19 protein-coding genes and 1 pseudogene are annotated in these 15,515 nt (G+C 32.6%); 4 read left to right on the top strand and 16 right to left on the bottom strand.

Annotated elements, in window-relative coordinates; genetic code table 11:
* Positions 1-35: 35 nt before the first annotated feature.
* Positions 36-577, bottom strand: a pseudogene (locus JOC86_RS02295) (recombinase family protein).
* Positions 578-920: 343 nt separating this feature from the next.
* On the opposite strand from JOC86_RS02295, the gene JOC86_RS02300 reads away from it, so the two are divergent.
* The 3 genes from JOC86_RS02300 to JOC86_RS02310 all read left to right on the top strand — a co-directional run bounded on the left by JOC86_RS02300 (position 921) and on the right by JOC86_RS02310 (position 2,984).
* Positions 921-1,718, top strand: coding sequence for an aminoglycoside adenylyltransferase domain-containing protein (locus JOC86_RS02300; RefSeq protein WP_205168155.1), 798 nt, complete (start codon positions 921-923; stop codon positions 1,716-1,718).
* A gap of 126 nt (positions 1,719-1,844) precedes the next feature.
* Entirely contained in the window at positions 1,845-2,489 is a 645-nt protein-coding gene (locus JOC86_RS02305) for an alpha/beta hydrolase (protein ID WP_205168156.1), read from the top strand.
* Positions 2,490-2,537: 48 nt separating this feature from the next.
* Complete coding sequence (locus tag JOC86_RS02310; RefSeq protein ID WP_205168157.1) at positions 2,538-2,984, top strand: NUDIX hydrolase; 447 nt, start codon at positions 2,538-2,540, stop codon at positions 2,982-2,984.
* 437 nt (positions 2,985-3,421) lie between these two features.
* On the opposite strand, the gene JOC86_RS02315 is transcribed toward JOC86_RS02310, so the two are convergent.
* The 11 genes from JOC86_RS02315 to JOC86_RS02365 all read right to left on the bottom strand — a co-directional run bounded on the left by JOC86_RS02315 (position 3,422) and on the right by JOC86_RS02365 (position 10,996).
* Entirely contained in the window at positions 3,422-4,471 is a 1,050-nt protein-coding gene (locus JOC86_RS02315; RefSeq protein ID WP_205168158.1) for a DUF2332 domain-containing protein, read from the bottom strand.
* A 201-nt stretch (positions 4,472-4,672) separates the two neighbouring features.
* A complete protein-coding gene (locus JOC86_RS02320) occupies positions 4,673-5,356 on the bottom strand; it encodes an HAD family hydrolase (RefSeq protein WP_205168159.1) in 684 nt (227 codons plus the stop codon).
* Between the two features lie 173 nt (positions 5,357-5,529).
* Complete coding sequence (locus tag JOC86_RS02325) at positions 5,530-5,952, bottom strand: hypothetical protein (RefSeq protein ID WP_205168160.1); 423 nt, start codon at positions 5,950-5,952, stop codon at positions 5,530-5,532.
* Positions 5,953-6,139: 187 nt separating this feature from the next.
* Positions 6,140-6,655 carry a GrpB family protein gene (locus JOC86_RS02330; RefSeq protein ID WP_205168161.1) on the bottom strand — a complete coding sequence of 172 codons (516 nt, stop codon included), beginning with the start codon at positions 6,653-6,655 and terminating at the stop codon, positions 6,140-6,142.
* A 67-nt stretch (positions 6,656-6,722) separates the two neighbouring features.
* Entirely contained in the window at positions 6,723-7,124 is a 402-nt protein-coding gene (locus tag JOC86_RS02335) for a VOC family protein (protein ID WP_205169985.1), read from the bottom strand.
* A gap of 261 nt (positions 7,125-7,385) precedes the next feature.
* Positions 7,386-7,907, bottom strand: coding sequence for a hypothetical protein (locus JOC86_RS02340; protein WP_205170250.1), 522 nt, complete (start codon positions 7,905-7,907; stop codon positions 7,386-7,388).
* A gap of 1,006 nt (positions 7,908-8,913) precedes the next feature.
* On the bottom strand, positions 8,914-9,093 hold the full coding sequence (locus JOC86_RS02345; RefSeq protein ID WP_205168162.1) for a hypothetical protein: 180 nt from the start codon (positions 9,091-9,093) through the stop codon (positions 8,914-8,916).
* Between the two features lie 160 nt (positions 9,094-9,253).
* On the bottom strand, positions 9,254-9,541 hold the full coding sequence (locus JOC86_RS02350; RefSeq protein WP_205168163.1) for a hypothetical protein: 288 nt from the start codon (positions 9,539-9,541) through the stop codon (positions 9,254-9,256).
* 225 nt (positions 9,542-9,766) lie between these two features.
* Positions 9,767-10,123 (bottom strand): NIPSNAP family protein, encoded by a 357-nt coding sequence (locus JOC86_RS02355; protein ID WP_205168164.1) that lies wholly within the window; start codon positions 10,121-10,123, stop codon positions 9,767-9,769.
* A gap of 175 nt (positions 10,124-10,298) precedes the next feature.
* Positions 10,299-10,622, bottom strand: coding sequence for a hypothetical protein (locus tag JOC86_RS02360; RefSeq protein WP_239587351.1), 324 nt, complete (start codon positions 10,620-10,622; stop codon positions 10,299-10,301).
* Between the two features lie 56 nt (positions 10,623-10,678).
* Complete coding sequence (locus tag JOC86_RS02365; protein ID WP_205168165.1) at positions 10,679-10,996, bottom strand: hypothetical protein; 318 nt, start codon at positions 10,994-10,996, stop codon at positions 10,679-10,681.
* A gap of 51 nt (positions 10,997-11,047) precedes the next feature.
* On the opposite strand from JOC86_RS02365, the gene JOC86_RS02370 reads away from it, so the two are divergent.
* On the top strand, positions 11,048-11,203 hold the full coding sequence (locus tag JOC86_RS02370; RefSeq protein WP_205168166.1) for a hypothetical protein: 156 nt from the start codon (positions 11,048-11,050) through the stop codon (positions 11,201-11,203).
* 44 nt (positions 11,204-11,247) lie between these two features.
* Here JOC86_RS02370 and JOC86_RS02375 read toward each other — a convergent pair whose 3' ends face one another.
* From JOC86_RS02375 to JOC86_RS02390, 4 genes are all read right to left on the bottom strand, one after another.
* On the bottom strand, positions 11,248-11,559 hold the full coding sequence (locus JOC86_RS02375; RefSeq protein ID WP_239587352.1) for a hypothetical protein: 312 nt from the start codon (positions 11,557-11,559) through the stop codon (positions 11,248-11,250).
* Between the two features lie 359 nt (positions 11,560-11,918).
* Positions 11,919-12,971, bottom strand: coding sequence for a Ger(x)C family spore germination protein (locus JOC86_RS02380; RefSeq protein ID WP_205168167.1), 1,053 nt, complete (start codon positions 12,969-12,971; stop codon positions 11,919-11,921).
* Entirely contained in the window at positions 12,958-14,040 is a 1,083-nt protein-coding gene (locus JOC86_RS02385) for a GerAB/ArcD/ProY family transporter (RefSeq protein ID WP_205168168.1), read from the bottom strand. The genes JOC86_RS02380 and JOC86_RS02385 overlap by 14 nt, the downstream gene beginning before the upstream one ends.
* Positions 14,037-15,353, bottom strand: coding sequence for a spore germination protein (locus JOC86_RS02390; RefSeq protein WP_205168169.1), 1,317 nt, complete (start codon positions 15,351-15,353; stop codon positions 14,037-14,039). Before JOC86_RS02390 ends, JOC86_RS02385 begins: the two co-directional genes overlap by 4 nt.
* Between the last annotated feature and the right edge of the window lie 162 nt (positions 15,354-15,515).

Genomic DNA, 15,515 nt, shown 5'->3' on the forward strand with positions numbered 1-15,515 from the left:
GTGGTCAATTAACTCATCTAATTCCCAATTTCTTTTCAACTTTTTTCCTCCCTTTGTAGTTTTCGATAGAGAGTCATACGGGAGATACCAGCCTTTTCAGCAGCATCCGTCCGGCTAATTCCTTGTTCTATAAGATATAGGGCATAACTGATCTTTTCCTCATCAGCTTTTGGCCTTCCAGGAAACTTGCCCCGTTTTTTTGCACCTAAAATACCTTCCTTTGTTCGTTCGGAAGTGAGATCTCGCTCAAATTGTGCAATTCCAGTAAAAATAGTAAACAACATTTTTCCATGTGCTGTGGTTGTATCCAGCCAAGACTCCTTTAAACTTTTTAAATGCGCCCCTTTTTGGGCAATGAGTTCTGTAATCTCAATCAGATCTTTCGTGGAGCGAGATAAACGAGTTAAATCCGTTACAACAACGGTGTCTTCTGGACGAAGAAACTCCATCATACGGTTCAGCTCTGGCCGGTCCCGTTTCGTGCCTGTTACTTTTTCAAAAAAGATGCATTAACAGCCAAATTCTTCAAGTTGCTTTTTTTGGCGATCCAATTTTGATCAATGGTTGAAACGCGCATGTAACCAAATTTCTTTTACATCCTCACCTTTCAGCATAATTGTACCAAAACTATCAAATAATCAATATTGTTACAAAATATTTTGATACACATTTTTGTTACGTGATTTATAATAGATTGGCAGACAAAATATTACTTTTCACACCATGTAACATAAATGGTCGTTTTCGTAACAGCAATTACATAACAAATACTACTTTATAAAAAAGTAGTAAAGTTAAAAGCTCCAGTTACTCTATTCCGCAATCGGGCCAGTTTCTTGAATAACTAATTGTGGAAATAATGGAAATTTGAGATGATTGTTATTGAGTTAATTGGAAGAAGGTATTTGGAGGATCTAAATATGACTTTTAGTTGGAAAAATTGCTCTTTAGATATAAAAGATTTTGTTTTTTATCTCCTAAGTGAGACTAAAGAAATTATTAATGACGATATTATTGGTTTTTACATACATGGTTCATTGGCGATGGGAGGGTTTAATCCGAACAGTAGCGATATTGATGTTTTGGTTGTTACAAACAAATCAATGACTATTGAAACCAAAAGAAAATTAGCACAGTTATTTCTAACTTGCTCTAATGACCCATTTCCACTGGAAATAACTTTCTTGAACAAAGAACAATTAGAAACTTGGAAGCATCCCTCCCCATTTGATTTCCATTACAGTGAATTCTGGAGAGAACGGTATGAAGAGGATTTGTCAAAAGGGACAAATAAATATTTAAATGGAGAGATTAAGACTGATGCGGATTTAGCTGCACATATAACGATAACCACTCATAGAGGAATTTGTATAGAAGGAAAACCTATTGTTGAAGCCTTTCCTTCGGTACCACGTTCGCATTATATATCTTCCATTATGGGGGATTTCCAAGAGTGCCTAGAGAACATTAAAGAAGATCCAATTTATTGTACATTAAATTTGATTAGAGTATTTTGGTATCTAAAAGAAGGAATTATATCATCAAAGCAAGAAGCTGGTAACTGGGGTCTAGCATCTTTGCCAAAAGAGATGAGCTTTACAATTCAAAAAGTGGTTAACAGTTATGCGAATGAGGAAGATACTTATGATTTTGTGAAAAATGAACTTTTGTCACTAAGAAACTATATATACTGTAATGTGAAAGAGTTATTAAGCTAAAGGGCGCCATTCTTGAATAAATAAGAATGCGTTCCTTTTGTATTGAGCTATTAGTTAAAGATAGATTTCATTTTTTAGCTATTAAAAATAAAGAAATGCAGGATGATAAGAGATGGGAGATCTATTATGAAGGTTAATCAAAGAACAACAGTTATTAACGAAAAAGAAGTTCATTACACACATATTAAAAATGGAAGTACAGTGGTTTGTTTTATGTTCTCTGGGGCTGGTTACACATATGATAGGCCATTATTTTACTATTCAACAATGACGATGCTTCAGAATCAGTATGATGTTGTTCAAATTCATTATTCTTACAGACAGGATTTATTCAAACTTCCATTAGATAATATAACTGAAATCATTGTTAATGATGTAAATCCTATCATTAACGAGGTACTAAAAAATAGTCAATATCAAGAAACTGTATTTTTAGGGAAATCACTTGGTACAATTCCAATCATCAATGGACTTATGAAAAGCGATAAATATATGAACTCAAAAATGATTTTACTTACACCATTACTGAAGTTTGACTCAATTTTTGAAACGTTATTGATGATCGGCCATTCATCCCTTATTGTGATAGGGGAAAAAGATGCTCATTATATTCCTAGTAAAATTGAAGCAATTGAAAATAAAATAAATATAAAAATGGAAAAAGTCCCCAATGCTAACCATTCTTTAGATATTGAACCATTTAATACTTTGATGTCTATCACATCTATAGAAAAGGTAATGAAAAGATTAGACGATTTTTTAAAATTATAACTCTTATTCAACGAAGGGCGTGATTATTCAACAAGAGGAGGTGTAAAAATGAAGGTAGTATTTGGAGAAAAAATTGGTGGTCTGGATTATCAATATAGGAAAAGTGTATATGCAATAATTTTCAATTCTACAAAAGACAAAGTTTTAACTGTCGAAACAAAAAAAGGACATCATTTTTTACCTGGTGGTGGAATTGACTACGGTGAGGGTCTTAAAGAATGTCTTGCAAGAGAGATGTTAGAAGAGACAGGTTATTCAGTTTCAATAGGTTCTTTTATTGGAAATGCAATGAGATATTTTCACTCAACTAATAAAGAACCTATTCTTAATGATGGATATTTTTACTTGGCTGAATTGTTAGATCAAGTGCAAAAACCAATTGAAGATGATCATTTCATAAAATGGATAGATATTAACAGTATGGGTAAACTTCTTTTTCACGAACATCATTTTTGGGCGGTAAAAGAGGGTAGTCATAATGAACCAGCTAGATAGAAGCTACTCAGCTATTCCATTATAGGGCGCAAGTGTTGAATAAAACTTTATTTTACCCCCATCCAAAACAGGACGAGGGTATGCATTTTGGAATCATTTAACTTTTTACAACTTATTATAACCTTGACATTTCTTTATTGCTGGTGGTGTCAGCTTCGCTGGTACTCCCCCCTTATAGGAATAGTGAACAATAAAAACGAGAGCTATTTATAAACCATACCCTTTCTCCTTTTAAAGTTTTATTATCATTAGTATGGTTTTTGTCCACTAAATATGTTTTTTAACTAAGCTGCACCTTAGTGGAATAAGAAAAAGCTGCCGCAATGGCAGCTCTAATCTTCAACTCTTGCACCCGTTTGTTTAAGTACAAATTTTCACAAAGTTGCAAAGTCAAAAAAAGATACCCATATAGTGGCATTTTCACCGAATTACATATTTCACTGAATAATTGACATTTCACTTTTCAAAAACCATTCAAACCATTTACCGTGTCCATCAGTTTCTGCAATAGTATTTTGACTCTCAATACCATCCAAATAATAATCAAGATGTAAGTATCTATCTTGAACGTTATTGTAAATATGGAATACATCTCTTTTCTTACCAATAGTTTCAACAGTTTGTAACAGATGTTTTTTTATTTCTAAAGGAATTTGGTTTGCAACGTGAGTATGAAAAATGCAAATCACTTTATCCTCTGGAATATTCTCAACGTATTTAGATAATAAACTTATCCCATCCCCATCAACTAAACTCACTGGACTTTCTTTAATATAACGTGCAGCTTTTTCAAACATAAACAACCTATCCGTATGTTCGGTCCATATTAAGGATTTAAGCCACAATTTCTCTTCCTCATCATTTAAATCAATTGTATTTAAATCTAAGCCAATCCTGGTTGAAACTGGCGGCGGTGTCGAGTGGAGGATTGGAGTATTTTCTCCTTTGATTTCTGCTGTAATATTAAGTTTAGAATCTTTATTACCATATATGACATTTTGCCCGTATGAATATGAATATTTATCCCAAAGAAGCTGTAACCCCGCACTTGTCCCAATTTCGACAAGTGCTAATGGTTTCTTTGCTTTCTCGTAAATAGTACAAAAAGCAGGATAAAGGTATGCACATCTTCGTACTTCATTTGTTTGAACAAGCCTAGTTTTGAGAGTCGACTCAATTTCACTTCGATAATTAATGCAAAAATCCTTAAAGAATTCAAACGATTCCTTATATGACTTTGAATTATTTACAATACTAGGGTAATACTCTTTTAATGGGTGTTCCTTACCTTTTAATAAGAGATAATGTACTGCACCGAATAGGAGGTTTGGAATAGGTTGCCCCTCTCTTGCTTTACTACATATTTCAAGAAGATTATCATCCCTTGCAATTTTTATGGACAAATGTTCATATAATAAGCTAGACCCCTTACATTCCTTTTCAGCAAAAGTCAAAAAGGTTCGAGACAAAACTTCGTTATTAGGCAAAAAAACTCCCCCTTTTATACAATTTCTTAAAAATATTCAACATTTACCAAAAAAAACCTTTTATTATTTTTAATTGTTGAAATTAAACTATAAAAATAAGGGCTGAAGTATCTATCTTATTCAACCAAACTGCCACTTTTGTTTAATAAGAAAAATGCTGCCTAGAATGGCAGCACGATCTTCAACTATTGTACCCGTAGTTTAACAAGACTTATTAATTTGTTGGCTTAAGTTTTCAATGATTAAAGGTAATTCCCCCAAATCATCTACAATAAAATCGGCTTTGACATTGTTCCATTGGTAATCCTTTTTCCAAATTCCTTTCATTCCTACATTTTGGGCAGCTTTTACATCATTGTCTGGATGGTCGCCAACAAATATACTTTCATTAGATGAAACATTAAGTTGGTCCAAGGCTCGCTTAAAAATTTGAGGGTCAGGTTTTTTTATGCCTTCCCATTCAGATACTAAAATTGTTTCAAAAAACTCTTCAATTCCCAAGGCCTTTATGTTATCCATCTGAAATTGCCCTTTTCCATTGGTAATCACCCCTAAAACAAGGTTGTTGGCTCGCAATCCTTCTAACATACTAATAAGATTTGGGAAAGAGATGCAATTATTCTTAAATTGACTGATATAATCTTGAAGTAGTTCCTCCCAAGTTATATCAGTAATCTCAAATTCATTGACTATTTGTTGATACACTTTATCTTTCCAAACATATCCACGATTATCTAATTCAATAAACCTTCTCACGTATTTCTCTTTTGGTATATGACCCACCAATTTAGTTAATCTGTCGTATTGATTCTGTATAAACATTTTTACAGAGTCATCTCTATTTAACAAAGTTCCGTCTAAATCGAATATAACAGCTTTAATCATTTCTGAACCCACACTCCCCTATAAAGGTTCTTTTATTTTTCTCTTTCGCTATTCCAGACTCCTTCTACAACTATCCTGCCCTTTAGCACAATAAGAAAAAGCTGCCTTTGATGGCAGCCCAATTCTCTACTCTCGCACTTGTTAATTTTATAGAGGGTAATTTATTAAAGGACTTATCCTCTCTTTAAAATTAAACTTTCTTCATAATCTTCCCATTCACCAATAATGAATGTTATTTCTTTCTTCTTATCTAAATATTTACAGCCCAAGCATTCCATTCTTTCACTATGAAACACATTTGAACTTTTTAAAGAAAATATTCCAGCCAATTCTATATCCTTATCAGTTATTGAGTAATACAAAGAAGGGAGATTTTTTAATTTATCATCATTGCCTTTATATTCAATTTTTGTTTCATATTCTATTTCTGTTCCAATTAAAAACATTTGGTGTACAACAAGCCAATTTTGATTTTCTCCTTTGAATGTTATTGATTTTGGTCGCCCGAAAAAACTTATGTTCTCAGCATTTACATTGGTAGCTCCTAAAAATAAAACCAATATAACTAAAAACTGAAATTTAAATTTTGTTTTCATTAAATTTCTCCTACTTTTAGTCTTATATTTAGCAGCATTTTTAAAAATATTCGTGTCGCCTTCTTCAACTATCCCGCCCTTTAGTCGAATAGAAAAAAGAGCTGCCGTTCTTACCTGGATCTTCAGCTCTTTCACCCGTTAGCTCAATAATCGTAACAGAAAGCCGACGGCTCTTTTGGAATAATTTTTAATTTTCTTTGTACCACTCCATTGCCTTTACTTCTATTTCTGAAACAAGACGTTCCTTTCCAGTTATATACGATTCAATATCATAAGGAAATTGTTGTGCTAGTTTTTCTTTTAACTCACCATAATCCTTCCTTATATCTGGATGTGTACGCAAAAAATCCCGAAAGGCGAGGTGTCTTACTATCTCATAACTTCCAACCTGATAAATATGAACGTGATGAGAACGGTTATCTCCTCCTTTTTGAAAGTATCTTCGTCCTGATATTCCATTCTCACCTTTAGGTTCATATCCGATCCTCTTCATTTCTTCATTATACTTATCAATGGTATTAATGCCTTTTACAACAGGCATTATGTCAATTATTGGTTTAGCATTTAAGCCTGGAACAGCAGTACTACCGATATGATGAATGTCTATTATTTCGTTCCTTAAAATAAAATTTAGTCTTTCAGCTTCTTCTTTAAACATTGAAGACCAATTTGCATTAAAAGAACATACTTCAACCTTTCTCAAAGTATCCCTCCCCCTTTTCTTAAATTATTCTACCCCGTTTGCACAATAAGAAAGATATTCGATTACATTAAGGGGCTACTAGTTCAACCTTAATCCTGTCAGGGTCTTCAAAATAGACTGCATAATGATTATATCCACCAGCAAATGGATGTTTGTTTTTATAAAGGGTATTTACCCCTTTAGACTTTAATACTAACGTTATTTCATCAACGTGAAGGCGTGAATCTGCGTAAAATGCTAGATGATTCAGCCCTACTCGGCATCTATGGTATTGAATATCAAGAAACTGTTCCTCTGCCTGTACAAATACAATATAGGTATCACCTAATCTCCAGCTTTGCCCACCTTCCCATTTTTGAAAAGAACTATATCCTAATTCCTGAAGAAACCATCCCCAAAATTCCAATGACTTTTCCAAATTAGATACGTACAACTCGATATGATGAAGCACCCCTTTAGATAAATTCAGTCCCCCTAATAAGTAAGAAAATAAAGTCTTTCAAAAGAAATTAGCTATCGTTGTTGTAGTTGCTCAAAAAAAATTACTTAATGATCTTGAAATAAGCAACTTTTAGCTAAAAAGAAATGAAAAAAATCACCCGTAAATATCAAGTCCAATTACACTAATATCTTTATCATCAACAACCAAAACAATTTGTTTTGCAAATGCACTAAAAGTACGAATGGTCACTGACTCTTTTAAATTGTCATCTAATTTCCAACCAGTTGGTTATAGCATTATTGAACCACTTTCACTAAAGAATGAACTCACTAAAAATTCCCGTATCTTCTCTGCCTCTTTTATATGTAATGGGTTAATCAATTCTGCATTTACTAAATAGTGTTTCAATTTTCTTGTTTTAGTTGCCAAATTAAGATTTTTTGTGCGATATAAATCAGGAATAACTGGATATATACCACTGGAAAGTAAGTCCTCTATAATCTTTTTAGAATCTTTCTTAAGGCATCCTACATTTATTTCTTTTAGCTTTCCATCAATGAAAATCTGCTTCACATCTACATAATGAGGCACTACCTCTTTAAGTATTATTTCTAGAGCTTGATTATTTGGGGTTGGTAATGAAGTTAGGGCATTTTCATCCAAAATCAAATCAAAATAAGCAAAAAACTGGCAAACAGAACTCATTTCATTTAATTGACCTGTGGAGTCTAATCTTTTGATATCTAATTCCCCATTTTCATTATTATACCGAAATGGTTGTTGGTCAATTTCGGTAATCCATTCAAACATTTTAGCTCCTCAATTCATTCATATATTGGTTACATTATATACCATTAGCCTTCTACTTCCACTTAACTGCTTCGGTTAGTTGAAGAAGAAAAATGCTTTGTTCTCCTTGAAGCAAAGCACCCTTTAATAAAAGGTGTAATTCGTTCTGACCCTTTAATCTTTTTCTGCTTTAAGAAATGTTTCATAAAGATTAATAAACATCTATCAAAACATACTTCATATAAATACCAGCACTAATTTTTTTGTAAGATGGTTTTTTGTTCTCTTTTTTTGTAATTATAAAGACGCTGATCTTGTATTTAATTTAAATTTATAATTGCTAATTGAATAATTTTTATTAATACTGTAGAAAATAACACATTAGACGATAATCAACATTCTTTTTACGAATAATTACCTTTTCAACGATAAATTATGTGAACGTTCAATAATTGGATAAGTGTAAACTAGGTATTTATATTATGTAAACTAGATAAAAAAATACGAAACGTACGTACCAAAAGTTCTAAGTTCCTCCCCCCTATATTAGGGAGTGAACACATCCTATATCCTACACTGATGCAGATCGAGCCTTACGAATAGATCTAAGCAATGTTACTAATCATAACAAGATCTATTGGAGCTATTCTTGTTTTATTGTCTCATACAAAAACCAATTGATGAGATTTCATTTGCTCATTGAACTTTTTACCAGATACTAAAACGACTCTTATAACGCAAATCTTCTGATGTTAGTATTGCAGTAGATATCATTCCAAATCGTTCGTTTATGTTAATCAAAAAATTGAGAACAGGCAGCTTTCAACAATTATCTTAGGAAACCGTTGTGTCGTCTTTTCGATGCCTGATTTGGTTTAAAATGCAACCAACTTAAATTTATATCTAGATTCGATAAGTAAACAATTAAAAACAAAAAGAACCCTCATATTAGACATATCTTATATATGGGTTCCTTTATAAGCTTCTTATTAAACTAAAACAAGAACATGATTAGTTACTCGTATTTTTAAGCACCGCCATTATCACCTGGATAATTAATTTTTGATGAATCTATAGACTGTTTTTCTCCTTTAAGCTGATTGTAAGTTTTCTCTGATGGGGGTTTCATTCCTCTCTTCTGAAGAACAACTGCCAATACTATAACTATTAATATACTTCCCCAAAAAATCCAGCCTAATAAAGTCATTATACTCATCCCCTCCTTTTATATTTCATTTTGTAAGAAATGAAATGAATAATATTCTTAAACTCATATTATCGCAGAAGAATTTGTGATAGACAGTTCCAGGGTTATTTTGCTTAGTTCTTAGTATGAAATTCAATATTAATGCCACATTATTAAAGTTTTAGTTAATGATATTTGTATTATTTTTCTTATTATTTATCGATTTTATGATATTGACTACTAACATAATTAGGCTATTAAAGAGCAATAAAAATGATAAATATGCTGATCCAAATGCTTGACCTTCATCGTGAAGATAACTTGCATAAGGAAGACCAACAATATGAAACAATACTGGAATGACAAGCATTATTAAACAAAGAATCCAATTCGACCTTCCTTGGCTCTTGTTTCTTACAAATAACAACCATCCACCTGCAAAAATAAAAATCACTAGTATAATTAGCATATATTTTCTCCAAACCAGTCCACTAGGTTATTCCCACCCCCAGTGAGGACATTTTTTTAGTAGAGTCTTCCTTTCATCATTTAGAACTACTGCAACAACAGATACAAAATGTTTTAGACTGCCCAGTCTTACCACACTCTTTCTAAAACTTATATACACTAACCTTCACGATCGGGAGTTACTTGCAGTAATTGCCTCCGTTTGTTGAAGAAAGTAGAATTCACATTAATTAGTATTTTGTTGATGTCTTACAGTGGATTCTAAAGCTTCATTTCTCACTTCTAAAATGTATTTCTTATACACATTATCTTTTCCGCCATTTTTTTCATACCAATCTTTAATACGTTTAACGTGAGCCTCATCACTTCGAACTTTCTTTTCGATTTCAACGTAATCTTCATAACTGTCATATTCCCAAATAGCGAATATTTCGACAGTATTATCAGTATTATCCTTCATCCAGCGACCTATTAAACGAGAACCGTATTTTAGTTGGTTAGGTAAGTTTGTGTTGTTAAAATGATTATTAAAAATTTCGACAAATCCCCTTTTTACGATATAAGACTTTCTTCTATAAAACATATAAATACTCCCCTTTGTTTATGTATTTCAAATACTGCATAAAACAAATTCTTTCTTCAACAATCTAACTAACAATCAAACTTATTGCTATATTTTTTTCCATGGGAATTAAACCTGCTTCCCCCTTAACGAATTTAACCATTACTTGAACCACACTAATAATTCAATTTAGTTATTAGTGCGGTATTGAATTAGTTGCAAGATAAAAAGCCATAAATATACTAAAACAAACTAAAAGACTAAGAATTATAAGAACAATCTTTCTCCCTATCTGTCCTATGAAATAGATATTCACTAAAAAGTAATAGATAATAGCTGTTCCACCAATAAATAGCAAAAATTCTCTGGTTAATTCACTAGAAAGGAGTGGGTTTGTCACATTAGTAATTGCTAATCCACCAAAAATGAATATACCTATGATATTTAGTAATTTTCTCATACTTACTTCTTTTTTGGTTACAAATTCAACGTTTTGTGATGTTTGAACATTGGGTTCCAAAATAACACCCCCGCTTTATAACTTTAATAATTATACGGATTTTTCGAATAATAGTTTCATAAATCCTCTATATTGCTAATTAAAGCCAACAGATAAAATCTATGGATTATTAGAGACCCGATTCTTGGAATGATTTTGGCTCTTGCACCAGTTAGTTCAATAGTTAGACGATTTTTGGTTATAGCAACAAAATCAATATCACTAGAATCATTAATATATGCGTCAAGAACAATTAAACCGTGTAAATAAAATCCTGCAAGTGTATTTGGTAAACGATCTTTCCATAAATTAATATAATCATTTATTAAATCATAAACGTTCTTTGGTATTCTATTTATAAAATTCACTCCCAAATGCTTTGTTAGTGCGATCATCCTCCATTTCTGTTAAACTATCCTGCTCTGTCAGTTGAAGAAGAATACAAGTTGATAAAACCGAAGACTTCTATGGATCAAATGATTCTTTATCAAGGTGCAAAAAACATAGCGGGTTTCGCTGACTTGAATGAGGAGGTATTAAGCATAGAATACTTAAAACGCTCAGAGCATTTTGTGCTCCAAGCGTTTAATTTAAGTGAATAGTATTCCATTAAAGCCTCTGTTAGCGGAATATTTAACACTACTTTTTAAAAATACATAACCATCATCATGATAAAACTAAAAATTGTAAATAAAACGGACCCATAAAACACGGATCCCACATTAGTTTTCTGTTCGTTATCTTTTTGAATTTTCCACATTGCTTCGCTTGCTTCAAAAGTAGTTCCTTTTGAAAACATCCCTCCGCTACTGTTAAGGAAGAAAAGTACAACAGATAACCCCAGACCTATAAAAAAGCTCCATTCGCCATAAGAAAAAGAAAAGACAATGCTTGCAACCCATACGAATAATCCGATCACGATAGAGGATACAATCGACCAGCCAATGAGTTTTTTCATATAGATTACCTCCCTAATAATTTATATTACGAAATTATTAAGAGAAAGGTTTCATTTTCACAGAATACTCTGAACAAATATTTTACCACCATCCCGTATCACTTGATTTGGGATGTTTAGTTTTTCTAAGATCATCACTTTTTAAATGTGTGTATATCATTGTAGTTCCTATCGAAGAATTCCCCAATTACCTACATAGTTTAGAATCATCATTTATTTCGAAATGATATCTTGTTGCAAATGAACGTATAAGATAATGATGGGTTTCCAAAGGCAGCTGCATACTATTAAATAGAACTATAGAGAAATTAATTAATGATGTGATTATCATATAATATGAAGATTTCAACTAAAAGGTCTTACTCTATACTAGCATGGACCTTAAAATCCACTTTCAAATTAGGGAAATATTCATCCCTCCAGTCTTTTAATTCATGGTAAGATAGCAAATGTTGAAATTGTTGTCCAAATCCAAAAACATCTGTATGGCTTCCTTGTGTTTTCTCAAGTATTTGGTAAAACCGCTTTTCAGTAAGCTTTTCAAGTTCTTTTATAATCCTTTTATTTGTGATTCCTTCTTTTCTTTCTAAAATGTCTATTTTTAAATTCAAGTCGCTTTCCACCCGCGGATTATTTCTATTCATTGATGTTTTATTTTGAATTGAGCTGTTGGTTACTATAATACTGGCAAAATCCAGATTCTCTATTTTTCCTTTCCCATTTTTGTTGTAGAACATATTAATTAATGGGCTTTCGACCGGGCTGATTCTTTCCATTATTTCACCTTTCCTCAAAATATCATAGCCCCCAAAGGTTAATACTGTATCTTTTCCAGAACCAACAACCGGAACGGCAATATCTTTAGTATATGAAAACAGACTTCGATACATTTCCCAAATAGGTGTGCTTGAGATCTCCGGTGCCCACCCAGCCCCTTTATTAAAATAGTCATATATAGAGGATGCATGGACACCTAATTTATCGTTAATGCTTGATAACACATTCTCAACATTGTCATCTGTTATAGCTAACAACGCTCTTGAAGGGATCTCTTCTGATTCGATTAAGAATTTTATAAGTTTTTTTAATTCTTGCTTGTTATTTGCCATACTGTTTTGAATGACAATTAATCGTATTTGTGAGTAATCAACGGCATCTTCGGAGTTTGTCCGAATTTGCCCAAGGATACTTGCAACGGTTTCACCTTTCTCTGTTACGATTCTCGATATTTGGCTGTCATTTTTCGGTATAGGGATTTGCAATGTTAATTTATACTCTTCACCATCTTCCTTGGAAATGCCCATGACTAAAGGAATGGAACGTTTATTTATATCTTTAATATCCCAACACCCGCAGAGAAAGATTATTGAGATGAATACAATCAATAGTTTACAGCCTTTATTGTTTTTCATTTCCCCACACGCCTCTTTTCGATAAGAAACCATAGATAAAAATGGTAACTGGAATAATAACCATAGAGTAAGCTTGAGCACCTGTACTCCACAGAAAGTATTTTTCAATCAATGATTTGTTTGGAACCTTTAACGCCAAAAAAAATGCAATAATAGAAAAACCAATAATCCAATAAGAAGATCTCACTATTCGACATTTTAACACTTTACGCATGATTCGCCCGATCATCCAAAGTATAACGGCATTAGCCAATATCACTAAACCAACTAACGATACACCGAAGAACATTGTTTGTCGGTTGAACGAAAACCAGCTAATATCTACTGAATCCATCGCTTCTAAAAAAGGGTTGGTCAACGTAACGACTGTTTCTTGTCCAAATATAAATAGTGGTATATACACTACGGATAGAAAAAATATCGATACACTAAGGCATACTATTATAAGTTGACGGAATGTATATTTTGTGCCGGAAGAAATAAATCCTAAAAATAGAAACGAGGAAAATCCCAAAAGATAGAAAAATTTAATATTAAACCAAAACTTGTGAGGTGAATCCCAACCTGGAGTGACGTTATGTATATCAAAATTTATAACAGAGGAAAAAATGTTAAATACCACTAAGGGAATAACAATCAAGAAAATAAAAATCGAGGATCGTAAAATTGTGCCTAAACCTTTTATAGCTGTATATACCGAAACGAAAAATAACAGAATCATTATTGACCACCCAGGGGTCCGAGGCAAAAAAATCGAAATAATGACTTCCGTGTGCAGCCGAATATTGAATGCAGCTAGCGCAACAAGATTGATAACAAATGGGATAAGAAAAATAATTGCAGCCCATCTCCCCATTTTTGAATAAATATCAATGACATCATTTTGAGGAAAATAATTTAACCCTTTAATGTAAATCCAAATTAAAATCAATTGCAGAAAACCTTGAAACATAACCACTTCCCAATGAGCTGTTTTCGTCAACTCATAAATGAGATTAGGATAGACCAAATAGCCGAAACTTAAGTGTATGATAATGAAAACGATTCCAATTTGTATCCGCTGTGTCACTTTGTGTCTCCTTTTTGTTCAATACGAAACGTTGTATAAGGAATATCGTTGGATGTTAAACTTGCTAAATAGATTACTGTGAAAATGAAACCAGTACAAACACCTAAAATACCGAAAATTGAGGCTAAAATTAAAATGGGATATTTCAATAAACGGATGTACAAGGAATTTTGCATTCCAATTACTGCAGAACTTGCAATTACAACAGCAGTGATCACAATGACTAACAAATTGCTGACTAATTTTGCTTCGACCATTGCCTGTCCTAATATGACTCCTCCTACCATTGTAATAGCAGGTCCAACGCTTTTTGGGAGTCTTACAATTGCTTCTAGTATTAAATCAACTAAAACGACCATTGCAATGGTTTCCAGAAATGCCGATAAAGGAATACCTTCCCTGCTTTTAGCGACAAACAGAGCAAGGTCTGTTTTAAATACTTCTGGGTTAACTGACACTAAGGCAACATATAAAGCGGGAAGTATCAGCGTGGCCACAACTCCTATTACTCTAAAGATTCGAAGCATAAATGACAATACAAAAGGGAAATTGCGATCGTTAATACTACTTAACATATCGGAAAACAAATTGGGAAAAACAAGCGCGAAGGGACAATTATCTAAAAAAAGCACGATTCTGTTCTTTTTTAAAGAATGTATAGCTTGAATCGGAAGTTCAGTGGCGAATAGATGACTTACGGGATTCAACCTACGTTGTCCAAATTGCTTATTAAGGTCATCAATGGTTTCAATATCTGATTTAATTTGTTTTAACTGCTGATTGACTTTTTCAATCATATCATTTGGGGCTCTTCCTTTAATATAGAGCATAGACAGCTTTCGCTTTTCGAGCTCGCCCACTTGATAAGAACAATGACAAAGAAATTCAGTGTTCAGCCTATTTCGGATCATCCCAACGTTAATATTAATATCCTCACCAAAGGCATCCATAGAAGCTTGGATAGGACTTTCATTTTTAGGCTCTTCTATGCTGCTTCTCAGATTTTGGGCAATAGGGTCTACAACGACATTCTGTTTACCATCTTGTGAAATGATCACTAAATTGCCTTCTAATACGGCTTTAATTATTTTTTCTGTATCAACATTAATCTGGTCACTAAGGTTTATAAATAGGGCTTTAAGTGAAGTAGGCGAAGCTGCCATTTGTTGTACATATAATTTAGACTTAGTTAAATCAACTAGGGTGTTAAATCCAATAAGATAGATTGTTGAATTATATACTAACTCTTCTTCGATGAAAAAATCGTCCTGATTGGAAAACTTAGATTTAATTTCTTTTACTATATCCCTCATTCATTTACCCCTTAACAAAAAGAAATCTATAAAATTATTAGCAAAAAGGCGTGTTTTTATACAATGAATGATGAATAACTAACCAAAGTAAGTGTAGCGGTGAGTTAAGTATTGTAGTGATTTTGTAATGGCATTTACACTATTGCAGCTGTCAATAACTTA

This window comes from Rossellomorea pakistanensis (genome assembly GCF_016908495.1).
Classification (GTDB): Bacteria; Bacillota; Bacilli; order Bacillales; family Bacillaceae_B; genus Rossellomorea; species Rossellomorea pakistanensis.